This is a genomic window from Pseudomonas monteilii NBRC 103158 = DSM 14164, from assembly GCF_000730605.1.
GTDB lineage: Bacteria > Pseudomonadota > Gammaproteobacteria > Pseudomonadales > Pseudomonadaceae > Aquipseudomonas > Aquipseudomonas monteilii.
On record NZ_BBIS01000017.1, the window covers coordinates 51,488 to 68,426 of the forward strand.

Genomic DNA, 16,939 nt, shown 5'->3' on the forward strand with positions numbered 1-16,939 from the left:
GTGTCGAGGAACCAATGAAAATCATAATCCTGGGTGCCACTGGCATGTTGGGCAATGCTGTCTTCAGGGTGTTGAGCGCTCAAGCCGGCCTGGATGTCTGGGGCACCATCCGCAGCCCTTCCGCTGCACGTGTTTTCGAGCAGGGGCATCAGGCCAGGTTGATTGCTCACATGGATGTGCTGGACCAGGATTGCCTGGTCGAATTGTTCCGAAAGCACAAGCCGGACGTGGTTATCAACTGCGTTGGCCTAATCAAGCAGTTCGACACCGCCAACGACCCGCTGGCTGTGCTACCGATCAATGCCATGCTGCCTCACCGCCTTTCGCGTTTGTGCGAGGCTGTTGGCGCTCGTCTGGTGCATATCAGCACAGACTGCGTGTTCTCTGGCAGTCAGGGGGGCTATAAAGAGTCGGACCGTTCCGATGCCTACGATTTGTACGGCAAGTCGAAGTACATTGGCGAGGTCGTGGACTCGGCCAGCGCCATTACCTTGCGGACCTCGATTATCGGCCATGAGCTGAACAGTAAAGTATCACTGATAGATTGGTTCCTGGACCAGCAAGGCTCGGTCAAGGGGTTCAGGAAGGCGATATTTTCTGGTTTGCCAACCGTCGAGTTGGCCAGGGTCATTCGTGATTTCGTGTTGCCCAAGCCGGAACTCAGCGGCTTGTATCACGTCTCCGTCGAGCCGATTGACAAGTATTCGCTGTTGAAACTGGTGGCTTCGGCCTATGGCAAGGACATTGAAATTCTGGAGGACTCGGCCCTGGAAATTGACCGATCTCTGGACTCCAGCAAATTCCGCAGTGCGACTGGGTACCAACCTCCTGCGTGGGAGCGGTTGGTAGAAGTTATGCGTGATTTCAAATAATAGCGAACGGGGCGAGGTGCGTGATGTTCAAGAATAAAGTATTGATGATTACCGGCGGTACTGGTTCGTTTGGCAATACCGTGCTCAAGCGGTTCCTTGATACCGATGTGAAGGAAATCCGGATTTTCAGCCGGGACGAAAAAAAACAGGAAGACATGCGCATTGCCCTGGCCAATGACAAGGTCAAGTTCTACATTGGCGACGTACGTGATTACGCCAGCCTGATGCAGGCTATGGTAGGCGTGGACTACATTTTCCACGCGGCCGCACTGAAGCAGGTGCCTTCCTGCGAATTTTTCCCGATGGAGGCGGTGAAGACCAACGTCATCGGTACGGAGAATGTGATCAACGCGGCGGTCGCCAACCATGTAAAGCGCGTGGTTGTACTGAGTACCGACAAAGCCGTGTACCCGATCAACGCAATGGGTATTTCCAAAGCCATGGCCGAAAAGCTGGTGGTGGCCAAGTCTCGTATGATTCCTGCCGAAGGGCCGGTGATCTGTGCGACACGTTATGGCAACGTCATGGCCTCTCGCGGCTCGGTTATCCCGTTGTTCGTCAACCAGCTTAAGAGCGGTTCGCCGCTTAGTATCACCGACCCCAACATGACGCGCTTCCTGATGTCCCTGGAAGATTCGGTGGATCTTGTGCTGCACGCTTTCGAGCACTCCAAGCAGGGCGATATCTTCGTCCAGAAAGCGCCGGCGTCCACAGTGGGTGAGCTGGCTGATGCGCTGAAGCGCATCTTCAACAAGGACAATGCCATTCGCATCATCGGTACCCGCCATGGCGAGAAGCTTTACGAATCGTTGATCTCGCGCGAGGAAATGGCCAAATCCGAAGACATGGGGCGCTATTACCGGATTCCGGCGGACAACCGCGACCTGAACTACGAAAAGTATTCGTCGAATGGCGAACAGGAAGTGTCGGAGCTGGATGACTACACATCGCACAATACCCAGCGGCTGAGTGTAGACGAAATTATTTCTACATTGATGAAGCTTGACTACATCGTGGAAGAACTGAAGTCGGTGTAAAGTTGCGAGTGCGGCTGAATACAGGCTTGGTTGCCAGGGAAGAACGATGATTTATTACGTCGCTAGCACGCTTGCGTTTTTTGTATTGTGTTTCATGGGCTGGCTGGTGCGGGCGCCTCGGTATTTTCTGGTGCTGGCGTTGTTGCCAATGGCATTCCTGGCGATCTTGCGTGGTACTGTAGGCATGGACACAGCCACGTACATTCAAACGATCAATCAGCTGTTGGAAAGCGGCAGTTTTCTGGGGGTATTCGAACCGCTGTTCGAGGGCTTGGTGCTGACGCTTTCGATGTTCACTGACAGTGCAGCGCTTATCCTCGCCTTGATTGGCGTAATGATCACGTTACTGCTGGTGTGGGCGGGGATGCGCCACAACAGCAACCCCTACTTGTTCTGCCTACTGGTCGTACCGGTTTACTATTTTGACATGGTCATGAACGGCGTTCGCTATGGTCTGGCATTTTCGCTGGTTTACCTGGCAGGCAGTTTTCTGCTGCAACGGCGTTACGGAGTGTATTTTGCCCTGGTATTGGTTGCGGGCATGATTCAAGTTTCCAGTTTGATGCTGGGGTTGTTGTTGTTCATTCTGTATACCCGGCAATGGCGTTGGGTTATTTATGGTACGGCCTTCCTCGCCGTATTTGTCGGAGTGTTTTTCAACTATTTACTGGCCAAATTGACCAGTTATGCCGGCCTTCAGGTGGCTTCCGGCTTTTCCGGGCTGAGTACGGTACTGGTGTCGTGGCTGTTGCTCGCTATCTGGGCACTTGATGTCCAGGCCCGGCGCCATTCCGGCCTGGTGATCTTGCTGCTGGCGGGGCTGACTGTGGTCATGATCGGTGTATCCCAGTTCAGTTATGCTGGCATTCGGCTGCAGCAACTGGTCAACTTCCTGATCATCATGTGCCTGATTTTTCACACTGCCAGGTACGAGATTCAGTTGGCGCCTTTCACCAAAGTAGCCATTCTGCTGGTTGCGTTGATGGCATTTGCATTCAGGATGAAAAATTTTGCTGACACGGCGGGTATTGGATCGTCTCCGTTTGTGCCGTATCTGTTCTTTTGGGAGTGAAGATGTCAGGCGCTCAGCTACCTCAGGTCAGCGTTATTGTTCCTGTTTATAACATGGCGGACTACGTGGCGCGTTGTCTGCACAGTATCTGCGCAATCGATTGCCAACGGCTTGAGATCATCGTGATCGACGATGGCTCCAAGGATGATTCGCTGGCGATATGCCAGGCAAAACTGGCAGGACGTGATGATGTGAAAATCCTCACGCAGGCTAATGCAGGGCAGGGGGTGGCACGAAACTACGGGCTGCAGCATGCTACCGGCAAATATGTATTGTTTGTTGATTCGGATGATACTGTCGACCCCCGAATTATCAGCTGCACCTTGCCGCTGATGGAAGAAAGCAACTACGATTTCATAAATTTCGGCCTCGATTTTGTAAGTGAAGACGGCAGGGTCAGCCACAGTATCGTGCCTGGCCGGCATAAGGAGCTGAAAGGGCGTGCCATTTTCGAGCGGGCGATGATGGACGAGGAAATCCTGTCGAGCCCGGTCAACAAGTTATATTCCCGTGCATTCCTTGAGCGTCACAATGTGCGCTTCCCGGAAACACGGGGGTGTGAGGATATTTTCTTCTCTCGTGCACTGGCGTTGCATGCGTCGGCCACAGGGTTTGTCGCAGAAGTGCTGTACCATGCCCTGGTGCGGTATGGTAGTACGACACGAAGTGCCGGTGCGGGGTTGTTGATAGCTGCACTCGAGGTGCTGGCAATAGAAAAACGGTACTTGCAGGAGCAAGGCGTTTATCAAACGTACAGCGAGCTTTATCAGCGGCATTATGCTAAACAGATAGCCTACATTTTTTATGTGCTGGCTTATCGAGCAAAGAATCTTCAGGTTTACACTGATGCGGTCAGGCTGGCCAGACAAGAACCTGACTTTCAGCGTTTGGCGGCCAATGGTAAATGGGGGGATGTGGGACTGAAGTACAGAGTAGTCCTCATGGGGAGTCGCTTTCCATTTATGCTCAGGGCAATGGCAAGCGTATTGGCACTGCTCAATGTCAAGCCGTATTGAAGCGGTTTGGAAACAAAAGTTATGACTTGACTGGGCGGAATTATAATGAAAAGACCTAGGATCGCCGTACTTTTAGCTGCTTACAATGGTGTGCACTGGTTGCCGGAACAGGTGACGTCCATCCTCGAACAAGAGGATGTCGATGTGGCCTTGTTCATCAGTGTGGACAGCTCGGACGATGGCACCGAGGCATGGTGCGAGGCGCTTCAGGCCAGCAACCCTGCAGTGACAGTACTGCCGTTAGGCCTGCGCTTTGGTGGCGCTGGCAAAAACTTTTTCCGCTTGCTCCACGACGTGGAGCTGGCCTCGTTCGATGCGATTTCTCTGGCAGACCAGGATGATATCTGGTACCCGGACAAACTGGCGCGGGCTTATCAGTACATCGCCCAAGGTAACGATGCCTATTCGAGCAATGTCCTGGCATTTTGGCCTGACGGCCGTGAAATGTTGGTAGAAAAGCACCAACCCCAGGTGCAATACGATTTCCTGTTCGAAGCGGCCGGGCCGGGTTGTACCTATGTGCTTTCTCCGGTGCTTGCAAATCGGTTCAAAGCGTTTCTGTTGGATAAATGGCAGGAAATTCAGGATGTCACGTTGCATGATTGGCTGATCTACGCCTATGCAAGGTCACAACGCATGCAGTGGTTCATCGATCCGCAGCCGTCGATGCGTTATCGGCAGCATGCCAGTAACCAGGTGGGCGTGAACACGGGTGGCTCAGCCATGAAAGCTCGCCTGCGCAAAGTGCTTTCAGGTTGGTGGTTGCAACAGTCGGTGCATATTGCATCACTGGTTGGCCTGGATAAAACTGCATGTGTTGTGAGTTGGGCGGCACTTGATATCAAAAGCCTGCTGAGGCTGGCATTCAACGCCCGACAATACCGTCGACGTAATCGCGACAGGATTTATTTCGTTGGACTGTGCCTCATTCTTGTCCTGGCCCGGCTGGCAGGGCGAAAGCCTGCCTGAGCCCATTTTACTGAACATGGCAATTAATGTATGAAAGTTACCCGCCTTGAAATTCCGGATGTAATGCTTTTCGAGCCAAAGGTGTTTGGCGATGAGCGTGGTTTTTTTCTGGAAAGCTACAACCAGCAAGTGTTTGAGCAGGCTATCGGCAGGCCGGTTAATTTTGTGCAGGATAATCATTCCTGCTCCGCTAAAGGCGTACTGCGGGGGTTGCACTACCAGATAAAGCAGCCCCAGGGAAAACTGGTACGGGTTGTACAGGGTGAAGTTTTTGATGTGGCAGTAGATATGCGTCGGTCGTCGCCGACTTTTGGTCGATGGGTGGGCGAATACCTTTCTGCCGAAAACAAGCGGCAATTGTGGGTGCCTGCGGGTTTCGCCCATGGCTTTCTGGTGATGTCTGACGTTGCCGAGTTCTTGTACAAGACCACCGACTTCTATGCGCCCCAATATGACCGTTGCCTGGCATGGAATGATGTGGAGCTGAATGTTCGTTGGCCCTTGGTCGGGCAACCGACGTTGTCTGCCAAGGATCAGCTGGGCTTGGCGTTCAGCAGCGCCGACTATTTTGACTGACAGGCCCTGACAGGCTGGCCAGCCATGGCGGCGAAGGCCCAAAAAGGAAGGATTGAACGATGACGATCTTGGTAACCGGCGGCAGTGGCTTTGTTGGCTGCGCGCTGCTGGAAAGGCTTGCCGCCAACCCAGGCAGGGGGCTTCGGGCGCTGGTCAGGCAACCGCCAGCCCGGCAGGTTGCAGGCGTCGATTACCGGCAGTTCACCGAACTATCGGCGGTAAGTTTTGACTCTGGCCATTTCGAGCAGGTAGACACTGTGATCCACCTGGCGTCACGCGTGCACGTGATGCACGAAACGGCAGCAGAACCACTGGCCGAATTCCGCCGGGTCAATGTGGAGGGTACCTTGGCCCTGGCCCGGGCTGCTGCCCAAGCGGGCGCGCGCCGATTCATCTTCGTTAGTTCGGTGAAGGTGAATGGCGAGAGCACTGATGGCCGGGCGCCCTATACAGCTGACGAAGTGCCTGCACCGCAGGACCCCTATGGCGTATCCAAACGCGAAGCCGAAGACGGCTTGCGCCAAGTGGCGGCTCAAACGGGGCTGGAAGTAGTGATCGTGCGCCCAGTGCTTGTCTATGGGCCTGGGGTGAAAGCCAACTTCCGCAGCATGATGCACTGGCTGAGCAAGGGCGTACCCTTGCCCTTCGGTGCCATTCACAACAAACGCAGCCTGGTGGCGCTGGATAACCTGGTTGACCTATTGGTGACCTGCATTGATCACCCTGCCGCTGCCAACCAGACCTTTCTGGCCAGTGATGGTCATGACCTTTCTACCACCGAGTTGCTGCAACACCTGGGCAAGGCTCTGGGCAAACCTGCCCGGCTGTTACCTGTGCCTGCAGCCTTGCTTAAAGGGGTGGCAACCCTGGCAGGCAAAGGTGCCTTGTCCCGGCGCCTATGCGGCTCGTTGCAGGTAGACAGCCGTAAGACACGTGAAGTGCTAGGCTGGAAACCTCCACTTGATATCGACCAGGCGCTACGGGCAACGGCAATCAACTTTTTGAAAGAGCAAGACAAATGACGGTATGGTGGCTCATTCCCCTGGTGGCAGGGGCATCCCTGCTTCTGACAGCGGCGTTACGGCGCTACGCCCTGAACAAACAGATCATCGATGTACCCAACGCACGCAGCTCGCACACTGTACCGACCCCACGGGGCGGTGGTGTGGCCATTGTGCTGAGTTTTCTGGTGTGCCTGCCTGTATTGGGCCTGAATGGAGTAGTGCCACTGCCGGCACTGGTGGGCATTGGTGGGGCTGGGGCATTGATTGCCGTGATCGGTTTCATGGACGACCACGGCCACATTGCCGCCCGTTGGCGGCTGCTCGGCCATTTCGCCGCAGCAACCTGGATGTTGTACTGGCTGGGCGGCCTGGCACCGTTGCAGATATTTGGCTTCACGCTGGACCTGCTGTGGCTTGGCTATGTCCTGGCGGCCTTCTACAGCGTATGGATGCTCAACCTTTATAACTTCATGGACGGCATCGACGGTATCGCCAGCGTGGAAGCGGTCACAGCCTGTCTGGGGATGGTGTTGCTGTCAGCACTTGCCGGTGCTCCCCAGTTGATGGTGCTGCCCCTGCTATTGGCAGCCGCCACGATCGGCTTCCTGTTCTGGAACTTCCCCCCTGCCAAGATCTTCATGGGCGACGCTGGCAGTGGCTTCCTCGGCATCGTGCTGGCGGCCCTTTCGCTGCAAGCTGCCTGGGTGTCGTCACAGCTGTTCTGGTGCTGGCTGATCCTTCTAGGGGTGTTCGTGGTAGACGCTACATTCACCTTGATCCGTCGACTGCTACGCGGTGACAAGGTATATGAAGCACACCGCAGCCACGCTTACCAGTTTGCGTCGCGCCACTATGGAAGGCATCTGCCGGTAACCCTGGCGGTGGCCGCGCTCAACCTGTTCTGGCTGCTGCCGGTGGCCTTGTGCGTGCTTTTGCTTGGCCTGGATGGCGTGTGGGGCGTGATCATCGCCTACCTGCCATTGGCATATCTGGCCGTACGTTGGCGCGCCGGTGAGCTTGAACACTAGCTAAAGTGATAGGACGAAGCGAGTAGACATGTCACTTTGGATTGCCCTAAGAGGTTTTATGGATAAGCTGCGCTCAAGACTGCTAGGACTGCCTCGACGCCACAAACGGCTGATTCAGGTAGCGACTGATGTGATTCTGGTCTGGTTCGCACTCTGGCTGGCGTTCGTCGTGCGCCTGGGCATTGATGATCTGGCCAACCCCGTCCTGGACCATACCTGGCTGTTCATCATAGCGCCGATCATTTCGATTCCGCTGTTCATCCGATTTGGTCTGTATCGGGCGGTGATGCGGTACTTCGGCAATGATGCGCTCATCGCCATCATCAAGGCCGTGACCCTTTCGGCGTTGATACTGGGCTTCATAATCTATTGGGCCGGCAATCATCAAAGTGTGGTGCCACGCTCCATCACCTTCAACTACTGGTGGCTCAGTCTCATCATGGTCGGCGGCCTGCGCCTTGCCATGCGCCAATACTTCCTGGGGGATTGGTTCGCCACTGCTGTGCAGCACGTGCCTTTCGCCAATCGCGACGATGGCCTTCCACGGGTTGCCATCTACGGTGCCGGCTCGGCCGGTAACCAGCTGGTTGCTGCCTTGCGCATGGGCAAAGCCATGCGCCCGGTCGCGTTCATCGATGACGATGGCAGCATCACCGACCGGGTAATTGCCGGCCTGCAGGTGTACCAGCCAGACCATTTGCAACGCATGATCGACGACACCGGCGCCGAAGAAATCCTGCTGGCGCTGCCCTCGGTCAGCCGCAGCCGCCGCCGCGAGATCCTCAACCTGCTCGAAGGCTATCCGCTGCATGTACGCAGTGTGCCTGGGTTCATGGATTTGGCCAGCGGCCGGGTCAAGGTGGACGACATCCAGGAAGTAGACATCGCCGACCTGCTTGGCCGCGATGCGGTGCCTGCCCAAAGTGACCTGCTGCAGCACTGCATCATCGACCAAACAGTGATGGTAACCGGCGCTGGCGGCTCGATCGGCTCCGAGCTGTGTCGCCAGATACTGGGCCAGACGCCGCGTACCCTGCTGCTGTTCGAACACAGTGAATTCAACCTGTACACCATCGCCAGCGAACTGGAGCAACGTATCCTTCGTGAGGGCCTGGCTGTGCAGTTGATCCCTATCCTCGGCTCGGTCCGCGACCAGGCCAAGATGCTGGACGTGATGCGTGCCTGGCAGGTAGACACCGTCTACCACGCCGCCGCCTACAAGCACGTGCCCATCGTCGAGCACAACATTGCCGAAGGCCTGTCGAACAATGTGTTCGGCACCCTGTACACCGCCCAGGCGGCATTGCAGGCTGGCGTTTCCAACTTCGTGTTGATCTCTACCGACAAGGCCGTGCGCCCCACCAATGTGATGGGCAGTACCAAGCGCTTGGCCGAAATGGTGCTGCAAGCCCTGAGCAAAGAGCTGGCGCCCGTGTTGATGGGCGATACCGGCAACGTGTCGCAGGTGAACAAAACCCGTTTCACCATGGTGCGTTTTGGCAACGTGCTGGGCTCGTCAGGCTCAGTGATCCCGCTGTTTCACAAGCAAATCAAACACGGCGGGCCACTGACCGTGACCCACCCGAAAATCACCCGCTACTTCATGACAATCCCCGAGGCCGCGCAGTTGGTGATCCAGGCCGGCTCCATGGGGCAGGGTGGTGACGTGTTTGTGCTGGACATGGGTGAGCCGGTGAAGATCGTGGAACTTGCGGAAAAAATGATTCACCTGTCCGGCTTCAGCATCCGCTCCGAGCGCAACCCTCTGGGCGACATCGCCATCAACTTCACCGGCCTGCGCCCTGGCGAAAAGTTGTATGAAGAGTTGCTGATCGGTGACAACGTAATTGCCACGCGCCACCCCATGATCATGAGCGCCAATGAAGACTACCTGACCTGGGATGTGCTCAAGCAGCGCCTGGAGGCACTGCGGGCTGCGACCGCCGAGGATGACTTTGCCACCGTGCGCCAATTGTTGCGCGACACCGTCAGCGGCTATACACCGGGCGGTGAAATCGTCGACTGGCTGTATCAGCGCCGGCGCCTTGAGCCTTGATCGCAGTCGGTCTATGAAACAGTTGTTGCCGACAGGTCAACATCTACAACAATTTCAAACCGTGCATGGTTTGATAGCGGTATCGGGAAGAACTGAACAATGACTATTCTGGTAACGGGTGGTGCGGGTTTCATTGGTGCGAATTTCGTGCTGGACTGGCTGGCCGGTAGCGACGAGCCCGTGGTCAACCTCGACAAGCTCACCTATGCAGGCAACCTGCAAACCCTCAGCAGCCTGCAGGGCGACAAGCGCCACATCTTCGTGCATGGCGATATCGGCGACTCCGAACTGGTAACCCGCTTGCTGAAGGAGCACCAGCCGCGCGCGATCGTCAACTTCGCCGCCGAGTCCCACGTCGACCGCTCGATCCATGGGCCCGAAGACTTCATCGAAACCAACATCGTCGGCACCTTCCGCCTGCTGGAAGCCGTACGTGCCTACTGGGGCGGCCTGGATGAACAGTCGCGCCAGGCGTTCCGTTTCCTGCATGTGTCCACCGATGAAGTGTACGGTTCGCTGGCTGCCGACGAACCGGCCTTCACCGAAACCCACCAGTACCAGCCCAACAGCCCGTACTCGGCCAGCAAAGCCGCCAGTGACCACTTGGTGCGTTCCTACCACCACACCTACGGCCTGCCGGTGCTGACCACCAACTGCTCGAACAACTACGGCCCGTATCACTTCCCGGAAAAGCTCATCCCGCTGATGATCGTCAACGCCCTGGCCGGCAAGCCACTGCCGGTGTACGGTGACGGCCAGCAAATTCGCGACTGGCTGTACGTCAAGGACCACTGCAGCGCCATCCGCCGTGTGCTGGAAGCCGGCACCACCGGTGAGGTGTACAACGTAGGCGGCTGGAACGAAAAGCCCAACCTGGAAATCGTCAACCGTGTGTGTGCCTTGCTGGACGAACTGCGCCCGCGCGCCGACGGCAAGCCTTACGCCGAACAGATCACCTACGTGACCGATCGCCCCGGGCATGACCGCCGTTATGCCATCGACGCCCGCAAGCTGGAACGCGAGCTGGGCTGGAAACCCGCTGAAACCTTCGAAACCGGTATTCGCAAAACCGTTGCCTGGTACCTCGACAACCAGGAATGGGTGCAAAACGTACAGTCTGGCAGCTACCGCGAGTGGGTTGAAAAGAACTACGCAGGGCGCTCGGCATGAAAATTCTGCTACTGGGCAAGGACGGCCAGGTAGGTTGGGAGCTGCAACGCAGCCTGGCCCCGCTGGGCCAGGTGCTGGCGCTGAACAGCCGCAGCCAGTTGCACTGCGGCGACCTGGCCAACCTGCCAGGTCTGGCCGAAACCGTGCGTACCTATGCCCCCGATGTGATCGTTAACGCCGCTGCCTACACCGCCGTCGACAAGGCAGAAAGCGAGCGCGAGCTAGCCTTCAAGGTAAACGCCGAGGCCGTGGGTGTGCTCGCCCGTGCTGCCGCCGACTGCGGCGCACTGCTGGTGCATTACTCCACCGACTACGTATTCCCGGGGCTGGGCGCCCAGGCCTGGCGCGAAGACGACACTGTCGGCCCGCTGAATACCTACGGCGCAAGCAAGCTGGCGGGCGAGCAAGCCATCCGGGCTGCCGCCTGCCAGCACCTGATCTTCCGTACCTGCTGGGTGTATGCCGCCCGCGGCAACAACTTTGCCAAGACCATGCTACGCCTGGCTGCCGAACGCGACAGCCTGGGTGTGATCGACGATCAGTTCGGCGCCCCCACTGGCGCCGAATTGATCGCCGACATTACCGCACACGCCATTACCGCCACCCGAGCCAATCCGGCTTTGGTTGGCCTGTATCACCTGGCGGCCGGTGGCGAGACCACCTGGTGCGGCTACGCCCGCTACGTGCTGGAACAGTCAGCAGCCCAAGGCGTGGCATTGAAAGCCCACGCCGAACAGGTCAACCCGTTGACCACGGATGCCTATCCGACCCCGGCCAAGCGACCGGCTAACTCGCGTCTTGATACCAACAAACTACAGAAGGCTTTTGCCCTGACTCTGCCAGACTGGCGCCAGGGAGTGGCCCGCATGCTCAAGGAAATTCACGAGAAATGACCACTATGAAGCGTAAAGGCATCATTCTGGCGGGCGGGTCGGGTACCCGCCTGCACCCAGCGACCCTGGCAATTTCCAAGCAGCTGCTACCGGTGTACGACAAACCGATGATCTACTACCCGCTGACCACGCTGATGCTGGCGGGCATTCAGGACATCCTGATCATCTCCACCCCGCAAGACACCCCCCGCTTCGAGCAACTGCTGGGCGACGGCCATCAGTGGGGCATCAACATCACCTACGCCGTGCAGGCCTCGCCAGACGGTTTGGCACAAGCCTTCCTGATTGGTGAAGACTTCATCGGCAACGACCTGTCGGCGCTGGTGTTGGGCGACAACATCTATTACGGCCACGACTTCCAGCAGTTGCTGCGCAATGCCATGGGCCGTGACGAAGGCGCCAGCGTGTTTGCCTACCATGTGCATGACCCCGAGCGTTATGGCGTGGTTGAGTTCGATGACAAGGGCAAGGCAATCAGCCTAGAAGAAAAACCTGCCAAGCCGAAGTCCAGCTATGCCGTGACCGGGTTGTATTTCTACGACAAGGACGTGGTCGAGATTGCCAAAGGCATCAAGCCGTCTGCGCGGGGTGAACTGGAGATTACCGATCTGAACCGGGTGTACCTGGAGCAGAACCGGCTGTCGGTGGAGATCATGGGGCGCGGGTATGCCTGGCTGGATACCGGGACGCACGATTCGTTGCTGGAGGCTAGCGGGTACATCGCCACGATTGAGCGGCGGCAGGGGCTGAAGGTGGCTTGCCCGGAAGAGGTGGCGTACAGGCAGGGGTGGATTGGGGCAGAGCAGCTGTTGAAGCTGGCTGAGCCGTTGGCCAAGAATGGGTATGGGCAGTATTTGAAGCGTTTGGTGGGGGATAGGGTTTATTGAATCAGGCCTTGAGCCTTATCTGACTATGGGAAATTGACGGTGAAGTATGAGCTGCATACTCGCCTTCATCATCTGCATCTTTGTCTGATGCATTTTAGGATCACGCTTGGCTTTCTTGGTCTTGGTCGAACTGGACGCCCCTTGGGGTAGTGCAGTTCGATTAACGCAACCAGCCCGCTCCAAGGACCAATCGGTCTCACATCGGCTAAAATGCTCTCGTGGCGGGGCTGCTTGCGTTTACCAGCGTACTTAAACCTGGAAAACTCATCCGTATCCACGACTGCGGGACGATCCAGAATGGCCTGGCGCGAATTCGAAGGTCAAGAAGCACGGTTCAAAATATCCTAGGTTCTGTACGAAATCCGGGGAAACCCAATCGGCGCCCCTCGGAAGCTGAAATTCTGTAGGGTTCCCACCATCTACGGAAAGGAATTCTGTGATGGCAAAGCGTTACGAACTCTCGGATGAGGCCTAGATTGTGGTTGCTGTCTCTTCACTGAATCCCATGGTCGGGGGCGACCCCGGCTGAACGACCGCCTGATGCTCGATGGCGTGCTCTTGGTGCTTTGCTCGGGTGCTGCGTGGCGAGACATGCCCGAGCGCTTTGGCCCGTGGTCAACGGTGTATCAACGCTTTCGGGGTTGGCGAAACCAGGGGACTTTGGATCAGATGCTTAAACGCTTGCACCTGAGATTGAATGAGCAAGGCTTGATCGATTTGCAAACTTGGATGATCGACTCAACCGCTGTACGCGCAACCCGAGCCTCTTCTGGCGTCGGGAAAAAAGGGGGCCTGACGAGCCTGCCGATCACGCTCTAGGCCGCAGTCGCGGTGGCCTGACAACCAAGATTCACATGCTCTGCGACGCCAATGGGACACCGTTGCGCTTCCTCCTCTCTGGCGGTCAAACCAGTGACATCAGCTACGCGCAACCACTGCTGGACGAAGTCAGCATTCCATCAAACCAACGTGGCCGCCCGCGTAAACGCTGCAAGTGGTTGCTTGCCGACAAGGGCTACGACGCCGAAGCACTGCGCCGCTACTGCGACCAATATCGAATGCAACCCGTCATTCCGATGCGCTCAATGAAGCGCAAACCCAAGCCTGGCTTACCCAGACTGTTTGATCGGCCCAAATACCGACAGCGCAACATCATCGAGCGCATGTTTGGTTGGCTGAAAGAGAACCGCCGCATCGTGACGCGCTTCGACAAGCTCGCGAAAAGCTACGCCGCCATGGTTTCACTGGCGTGTTCCATGCGGTGTTTGCGACATCTCTTTTCGTAGAGAGCCTAGAAACTCAACGGTCTCACGGTACATTTGCAAGAAGCTTTTTCACCTAAAGAGTCCTGATAGAAAGCCATTACGGTCAACTCTCCAGGTGTTTCAGGAATAGGGAAGCGAGCATCTGGCAAGCCTTCATACCAACGAACGTCATGTCGTTCGCCATTGACTAGTAAGTAAAATGCGAATTCGCCACTCTGGTGTATTCTTCCATCTACTACCAACGAGCAGTGCGCAAAAATACCACTCTCGGACTTGCATGCGGCGACGGTAATAGTTGCACCTTCAGAGATAAGCAGCGATTTCTTCGGTGTAGTGTTTTCGCGTAGTAAATCCTTGCTGCTGTGCTCAGGTCCTATTGCGTCCAATTGTGCGAGAGCTGCTTTATAATATTGCTCGCTATAGTGGAACGGGGAGGCGCCCCAGCGGTGATGTTCATCTGATGTTAAGAGCTGTACTGGGAAATGTAGGAACTGATGTTTGGAGAGCTTCTTTTCCAGTTCCTTGTACATCCAGTCCAGCTCTTGGTTGGCCTTTTCAACCGCAGCTAAAGAAACTGGAAAAATCGTATCGCTTGAATTTTCAAAGCGTGAAGCCCAATAGACTTTATTGACAATCAGGCGGTCAAGCTTATTATGGAACTCTAGGACTGACAGAAATTTGTGCATCCCTTCAACCCAAAGAGCTCGCCGCTCAGATGACCCTGGTTTGATTAATTTGAAACCATGGACGCTGCTGTCGGTCAGTAAGCCGCTCTCGGCTAATTCACTAGAATTTGTAATGATTTGCCCTGATGGTAGAGCTACAAGATCAAACCTTTCGTCGATCAAATCGATCAGTATTATGTCGGCGTTCTGAAATACTTCTGGCTGTGTAAGAATTTTTTTGGAGAAATCGCATGCAACCATTCGCCGCCTGAATGCAGAAGGTATACGGCTTAGTGCGTCTTCATTTTCGTATGGGGCACTGCTTAGCGAAGCCATTGAAGATCTTGCAAAGTAATCCGTTAACTTAAATGATCGGCTGTCCTCTAGGTTAAATATGTCTCTAGATACACAACTGCCGTAAATAGTTAAGTTCTTGGTCACTATCTTCTTCAGCCTTTTTATTCTTGCTTCACATAAATGGGTGTGGGTCCTGTTCCCTCAGGCCTTGGGTTCGCTCCGCGCCCGCTGTGGAGGAAAGCTTGGCAGTATCCAAGATGTCGAATAGCGGCAGCGGACTCTCATTATCCATAGAAGGCATAGGAATGCAACGCAGGTCCTCCGATCAGCTACCCATTTTTCTGCGCAGACATCCAACAGCAGTGATTATTGGATCCAATACTGGTTAAGTTTGAACCAATTGGTATCGAAATTGTCGATTTGTGCAATTTTGATCCGGGAACATCGTCTGATGGAGGTGTGAGCGTATGCAAAAATGTGAGGTTCATCACATTAAAGGGCTGTGGTGCGAGACCCGCTTGAAGCGCCACATCGAACAGTAATACAAGGCAGATTGTTTATGTGCTTTAGTGGGTTAAGTTGAAGGTTGCGACTGGTGTTAGGGCTAATTTACTATCGTTAATTTGGATTTTGATGGAGATAAAGGTCAGCTGTTTCTGCCAGGTGTTTTCTATGTGCATTTAGTTTGTGTCGATAAGCTTCCTCAAATTTTTCTGGTGCTTTCAAAGAGCCATTTGCGTGGATGCGCCACGCACTGAGCGCCTATTCGCAGCCGTCCTCTGTGGAAGATTAAGAAGCGCCCCTGCCTTGGAGCAGCACACTCAATTACAGGTCTAAGCGCCCCGCAACCTACTGATCAGGTGGGGTTCATGGAGCGCTTAAAATACACTTACCTTTACCGTCGTATTTAGGCTTGCGACGGGTGCTGTTGATCGGCTTCCTTTTTCAGGGATTTAGATTTACTGTGCAGTAAAAGAGAGGAGAGCTTATTTTCTAAAGTAATAGCAGGTAAGTCAATTTTCAAATGGAAGAAATAGGAGGCGATAAGGGTTAGGGCTATTGTTGTGCTCAATGTCAATATCATGGCGGAAAAATTCATGCCGAAATGCTTGGTGAAAAACTGAGCGACGATAACCAGGATGAAGGTGTGCAGCAGGTAGAGAGAGAACGAGAGCTTGCCGAGCCACTTCATTGGCGTACAGTCCAAAACTGCGAATGTGCGTTGTGAGTACAATACGCTGAGTAGAATGATCAAGCCTCCGAATGCTGGCATAATCAACAGCCATGAAGGCTGATAGCCTGTAACGTTGGACAACGAACGAGTTATATCGCTGAGCAATGCATAAGAAGCGCTCGCAGAGTGAAAGCCCGCCAAGTACAGCCCAACGAGCAGGCCTATCAAACAGGTCGCAGTTCTCATGCCGCTGGTTTTTTCCTCACTGAATCGGAATGTGATTAGCATTGAACCGAGGAAAAATAGCGACGTATACATGGCCGTTTTGTTCGTTGATGCAGAAAGTGTTAGGAACGCTGCGATACAAAAAATACGGTATACAAAGGGGTTTCCGCCAAAGAGTGCGTATGTTGCAAAGATGGCGAAGGACCCAATGAGTTCTATCTGGATGGTCCAGAGTACATAGTTGTAGCGGCTGTCCCCTAAAGCTAATGCGCCATAAGTAGCGTCGCGAATAGCACCGTCCCATGTTGCGTTGAATAGATAGGGCGTTGAAAGTACTGGGGGCGGACTGACATCCGGAGCCTCGTAAACGCCAAGCTTCATCAGGGCGCATCCGATAAGCACAGACGCGGCGACCGGCACGCCTAGACGGATATAGCGTTTAATTGAGGCTTTGCGAATAGAGCCAAGCACATCGGCGTGCCGTGAAATGCTATAGGTAAGCACCAGGCCGCTTAAAATAAAAAACATTGATACAGAGAAGCCACCGCGGTAGAAGAAAGAGAATGGGCTGTCAAACCATTCGATTCCGTCTAGCGGGCGGCCCTTAGTCCGTAGGCCCAGGTGCATCGCTGGGTAGTACCAGAACAGCGCATGGGAAAAAATCACGATCACGGCGGCAATGCCGCGAATCCCATCCAGCTTGGACAGACTCATTTTATGAAGTCCGCTTATC

Annotated in this window: 14 protein-coding genes and 2 pseudogenes; 13 read left to right on the forward strand and 3 right to left on the reverse strand. The window is 55.1% G+C overall.

Annotation, left to right across the window (positions count from 1 at the left end):
- Positions 1–14 precede the first annotated feature (14 nt).
- The 12 genes from PM2_RS09965 (at position 15) to rfbA (ending at position 12,580) form a co-directional block, all read left to right on the forward strand.
- On the forward strand, positions 15–872 hold the full coding sequence (locus tag PM2_RS09965) for a dTDP-4-dehydrorhamnose reductase family protein (RefSeq protein WP_028698673.1): 858 nt from the start codon (positions 15–17) through the stop codon (positions 870–872).
- Positions 873–895: 23 nt separating this feature from the next.
- A complete protein-coding gene (locus PM2_RS09970; RefSeq protein ID WP_016715032.1) occupies positions 896–1,909 on the forward strand; it encodes a polysaccharide biosynthesis protein in 1,014 nt (337 codons plus the stop codon).
- 46 nt (positions 1,910–1,955) lie between these two features.
- Positions 1,956–2,981: an EpsG family protein gene (locus tag PM2_RS09975; RefSeq protein ID WP_028698672.1), complete on the forward strand. Its 1,026-nt coding sequence runs from the start codon at positions 1,956–1,958 to the stop codon at positions 2,979–2,981.
- Between the two features lie 2 nt (positions 2,982–2,983).
- Positions 2,984–3,997, forward strand: coding sequence for a glycosyltransferase family 2 protein (locus PM2_RS09980; RefSeq protein ID WP_016715034.1), 1,014 nt, complete (start codon positions 2,984–2,986; stop codon positions 3,995–3,997).
- A 45-nt stretch (positions 3,998–4,042) separates the two neighbouring features.
- A complete protein-coding gene (locus PM2_RS09985; RefSeq protein WP_080578128.1) occupies positions 4,043–4,966 on the forward strand; it encodes a glycosyltransferase in 924 nt (307 codons plus the stop codon).
- Positions 4,967–4,996: 30 nt separating this feature from the next.
- Positions 4,997–5,542: a dTDP-4-dehydrorhamnose 3,5-epimerase gene (gene rfbC / locus PM2_RS09990; RefSeq protein WP_016715036.1), complete on the forward strand. Its 546-nt coding sequence runs from the start codon at positions 4,997–4,999 to the stop codon at positions 5,540–5,542.
- Positions 5,543–5,601: 59 nt separating this feature from the next.
- On the forward strand, positions 5,602–6,564 hold the full coding sequence (locus PM2_RS09995; RefSeq protein ID WP_016715037.1) for a UDP-glucose 4-epimerase family protein: 963 nt from the start codon (positions 5,602–5,604) through the stop codon (positions 6,562–6,564).
- Positions 6,561–7,574 carry an MraY family glycosyltransferase gene (locus tag PM2_RS10000; RefSeq protein WP_016715038.1) on the forward strand — a complete coding sequence of 338 codons (1,014 nt, stop codon included), beginning with the start codon at positions 6,561–6,563 and terminating at the stop codon, positions 7,572–7,574. The genes PM2_RS09995 and PM2_RS10000 overlap by 4 nt, the downstream gene beginning before the upstream one ends.
- Positions 7,575–7,632: 58 nt before the next feature.
- Entirely contained in the window at positions 7,633–9,630 is a 1,998-nt protein-coding gene (locus PM2_RS10005) for a polysaccharide biosynthesis protein (protein WP_016715039.1), read from the forward strand.
- 99 nt (positions 9,631–9,729) lie between these two features.
- On the forward strand, positions 9,730–10,800 hold the full coding sequence (rfbB, locus tag PM2_RS10010) for a dTDP-glucose 4,6-dehydratase (RefSeq protein WP_025754738.1): 1,071 nt from the start codon (positions 9,730–9,732) through the stop codon (positions 10,798–10,800).
- Positions 10,797–11,693: a dTDP-4-dehydrorhamnose reductase gene (rfbD, locus tag PM2_RS10015; RefSeq protein ID WP_028698670.1), complete on the forward strand. Its 897-nt coding sequence runs from the start codon at positions 10,797–10,799 to the stop codon at positions 11,691–11,693. The genes rfbB and rfbD overlap by 4 nt, the downstream gene beginning before the upstream one ends.
- A gap of 5 nt (positions 11,694–11,698) precedes the next feature.
- Positions 11,699–12,580: a glucose-1-phosphate thymidylyltransferase RfbA gene (gene rfbA / locus PM2_RS10020; RefSeq protein WP_019096958.1), complete on the forward strand. Its 882-nt coding sequence runs from the start codon at positions 11,699–11,701 to the stop codon at positions 12,578–12,580.
- A 122-nt stretch (positions 12,581–12,702) separates the two neighbouring features.
- Here the strand turns inward: rfbA and PM2_RS31535 are convergent.
- Positions 12,703–12,858, reverse strand: a pseudogene (locus tag PM2_RS31535) (IS5/IS1182 family transposase); the annotation flags it as partial.
- Between the two features lie 161 nt (positions 12,859–13,019).
- On the opposite strand from PM2_RS31535, the pseudogene PM2_RS29910 reads away from it, so the two are divergent.
- A pseudogene (locus PM2_RS29910) lies at positions 13,020–13,866 on the forward strand (IS5 family transposase).
- Positions 13,867–13,871: 5 nt separating this feature from the next.
- On the opposite strand, the gene PM2_RS29915 reads toward PM2_RS29910, so the two are convergent.
- Together PM2_RS29915 and PM2_RS10035 are read right to left on the reverse strand one after the other, a co-directional pair.
- Complete coding sequence (locus PM2_RS29915) at positions 13,872–14,951, reverse strand: DUF6270 domain-containing protein (protein WP_028698668.1); 1,080 nt, start codon at positions 14,949–14,951, stop codon at positions 13,872–13,874.
- A gap of 763 nt (positions 14,952–15,714) precedes the next feature.
- Positions 15,715–16,920, reverse strand: a complete 1,206-nt coding sequence (locus PM2_RS10035; RefSeq protein ID WP_169739392.1) for an acyltransferase family protein — start codon at positions 16,918–16,920, stop codon at positions 15,715–15,717.
- Between the last annotated feature and the right edge of the window lie 19 nt (positions 16,921–16,939).

What these genes read in the sequence shown, in the direction of transcription:
- PM2_RS09965 (WP_028698673.1), top strand. Translation starts at nt 15, where the DNA reads ATGAAAATCATAATCCTGGGTGCCACTGGCATGTTGGGCAATGCTGTC.
- PM2_RS09970 (WP_016715032.1), top strand. Translation starts at nt 896, where the DNA reads ATGTTCAAGAATAAAGTATTGATGATTACCGGCGGTACTGGTTCGTTT.
- PM2_RS09975 (WP_028698672.1), top strand. Translation starts at nt 1,956, where the DNA reads ATGATTTATTACGTCGCTAGCACGCTTGCGTTTTTTGTATTGTGTTTC.
- PM2_RS09980 (WP_016715034.1), top strand. Translation starts at nt 2,984, where the DNA reads ATGTCAGGCGCTCAGCTACCTCAGGTCAGCGTTATTGTTCCTGTTTAT.
- PM2_RS09985 (WP_080578128.1), top strand. Translation starts at nt 4,043, where the DNA reads ATGAAAAGACCTAGGATCGCCGTACTTTTAGCTGCTTACAATGGTGTG.
- rfbC (WP_016715036.1), top strand. Translation starts at nt 4,997, where the DNA reads ATGAAAGTTACCCGCCTTGAAATTCCGGATGTAATGCTTTTCGAGCCA.
- PM2_RS09995 (WP_016715037.1), top strand. Translation starts at nt 5,602, where the DNA reads ATGACGATCTTGGTAACCGGCGGCAGTGGCTTTGTTGGCTGCGCGCTG.
- PM2_RS10000 (WP_016715038.1), top strand. Translation starts at nt 6,561, where the DNA reads ATGACGGTATGGTGGCTCATTCCCCTGGTGGCAGGGGCATCCCTGCTT.
- PM2_RS10005 (WP_016715039.1), top strand. Translation starts at nt 7,633, where the DNA reads ATGGATAAGCTGCGCTCAAGACTGCTAGGACTGCCTCGACGCCACAAA.
- rfbB (WP_025754738.1), top strand. Translation starts at nt 9,730, where the DNA reads ATGACTATTCTGGTAACGGGTGGTGCGGGTTTCATTGGTGCGAATTTC.
- rfbD (WP_028698670.1), top strand. Translation starts at nt 10,797, where the DNA reads ATGAAAATTCTGCTACTGGGCAAGGACGGCCAGGTAGGTTGGGAGCTG.
- rfbA (WP_019096958.1), top strand. Translation starts at nt 11,699, where the DNA reads ATGAAGCGTAAAGGCATCATTCTGGCGGGCGGGTCGGGTACCCGCCTG.
- PM2_RS10035 (WP_169739392.1), bottom strand. Translation starts at nt 16,920, where the DNA reads ATGAGTCTGTCCAAGCTGGATGGGATTCGCGGCATTGCCGCCGTGATC.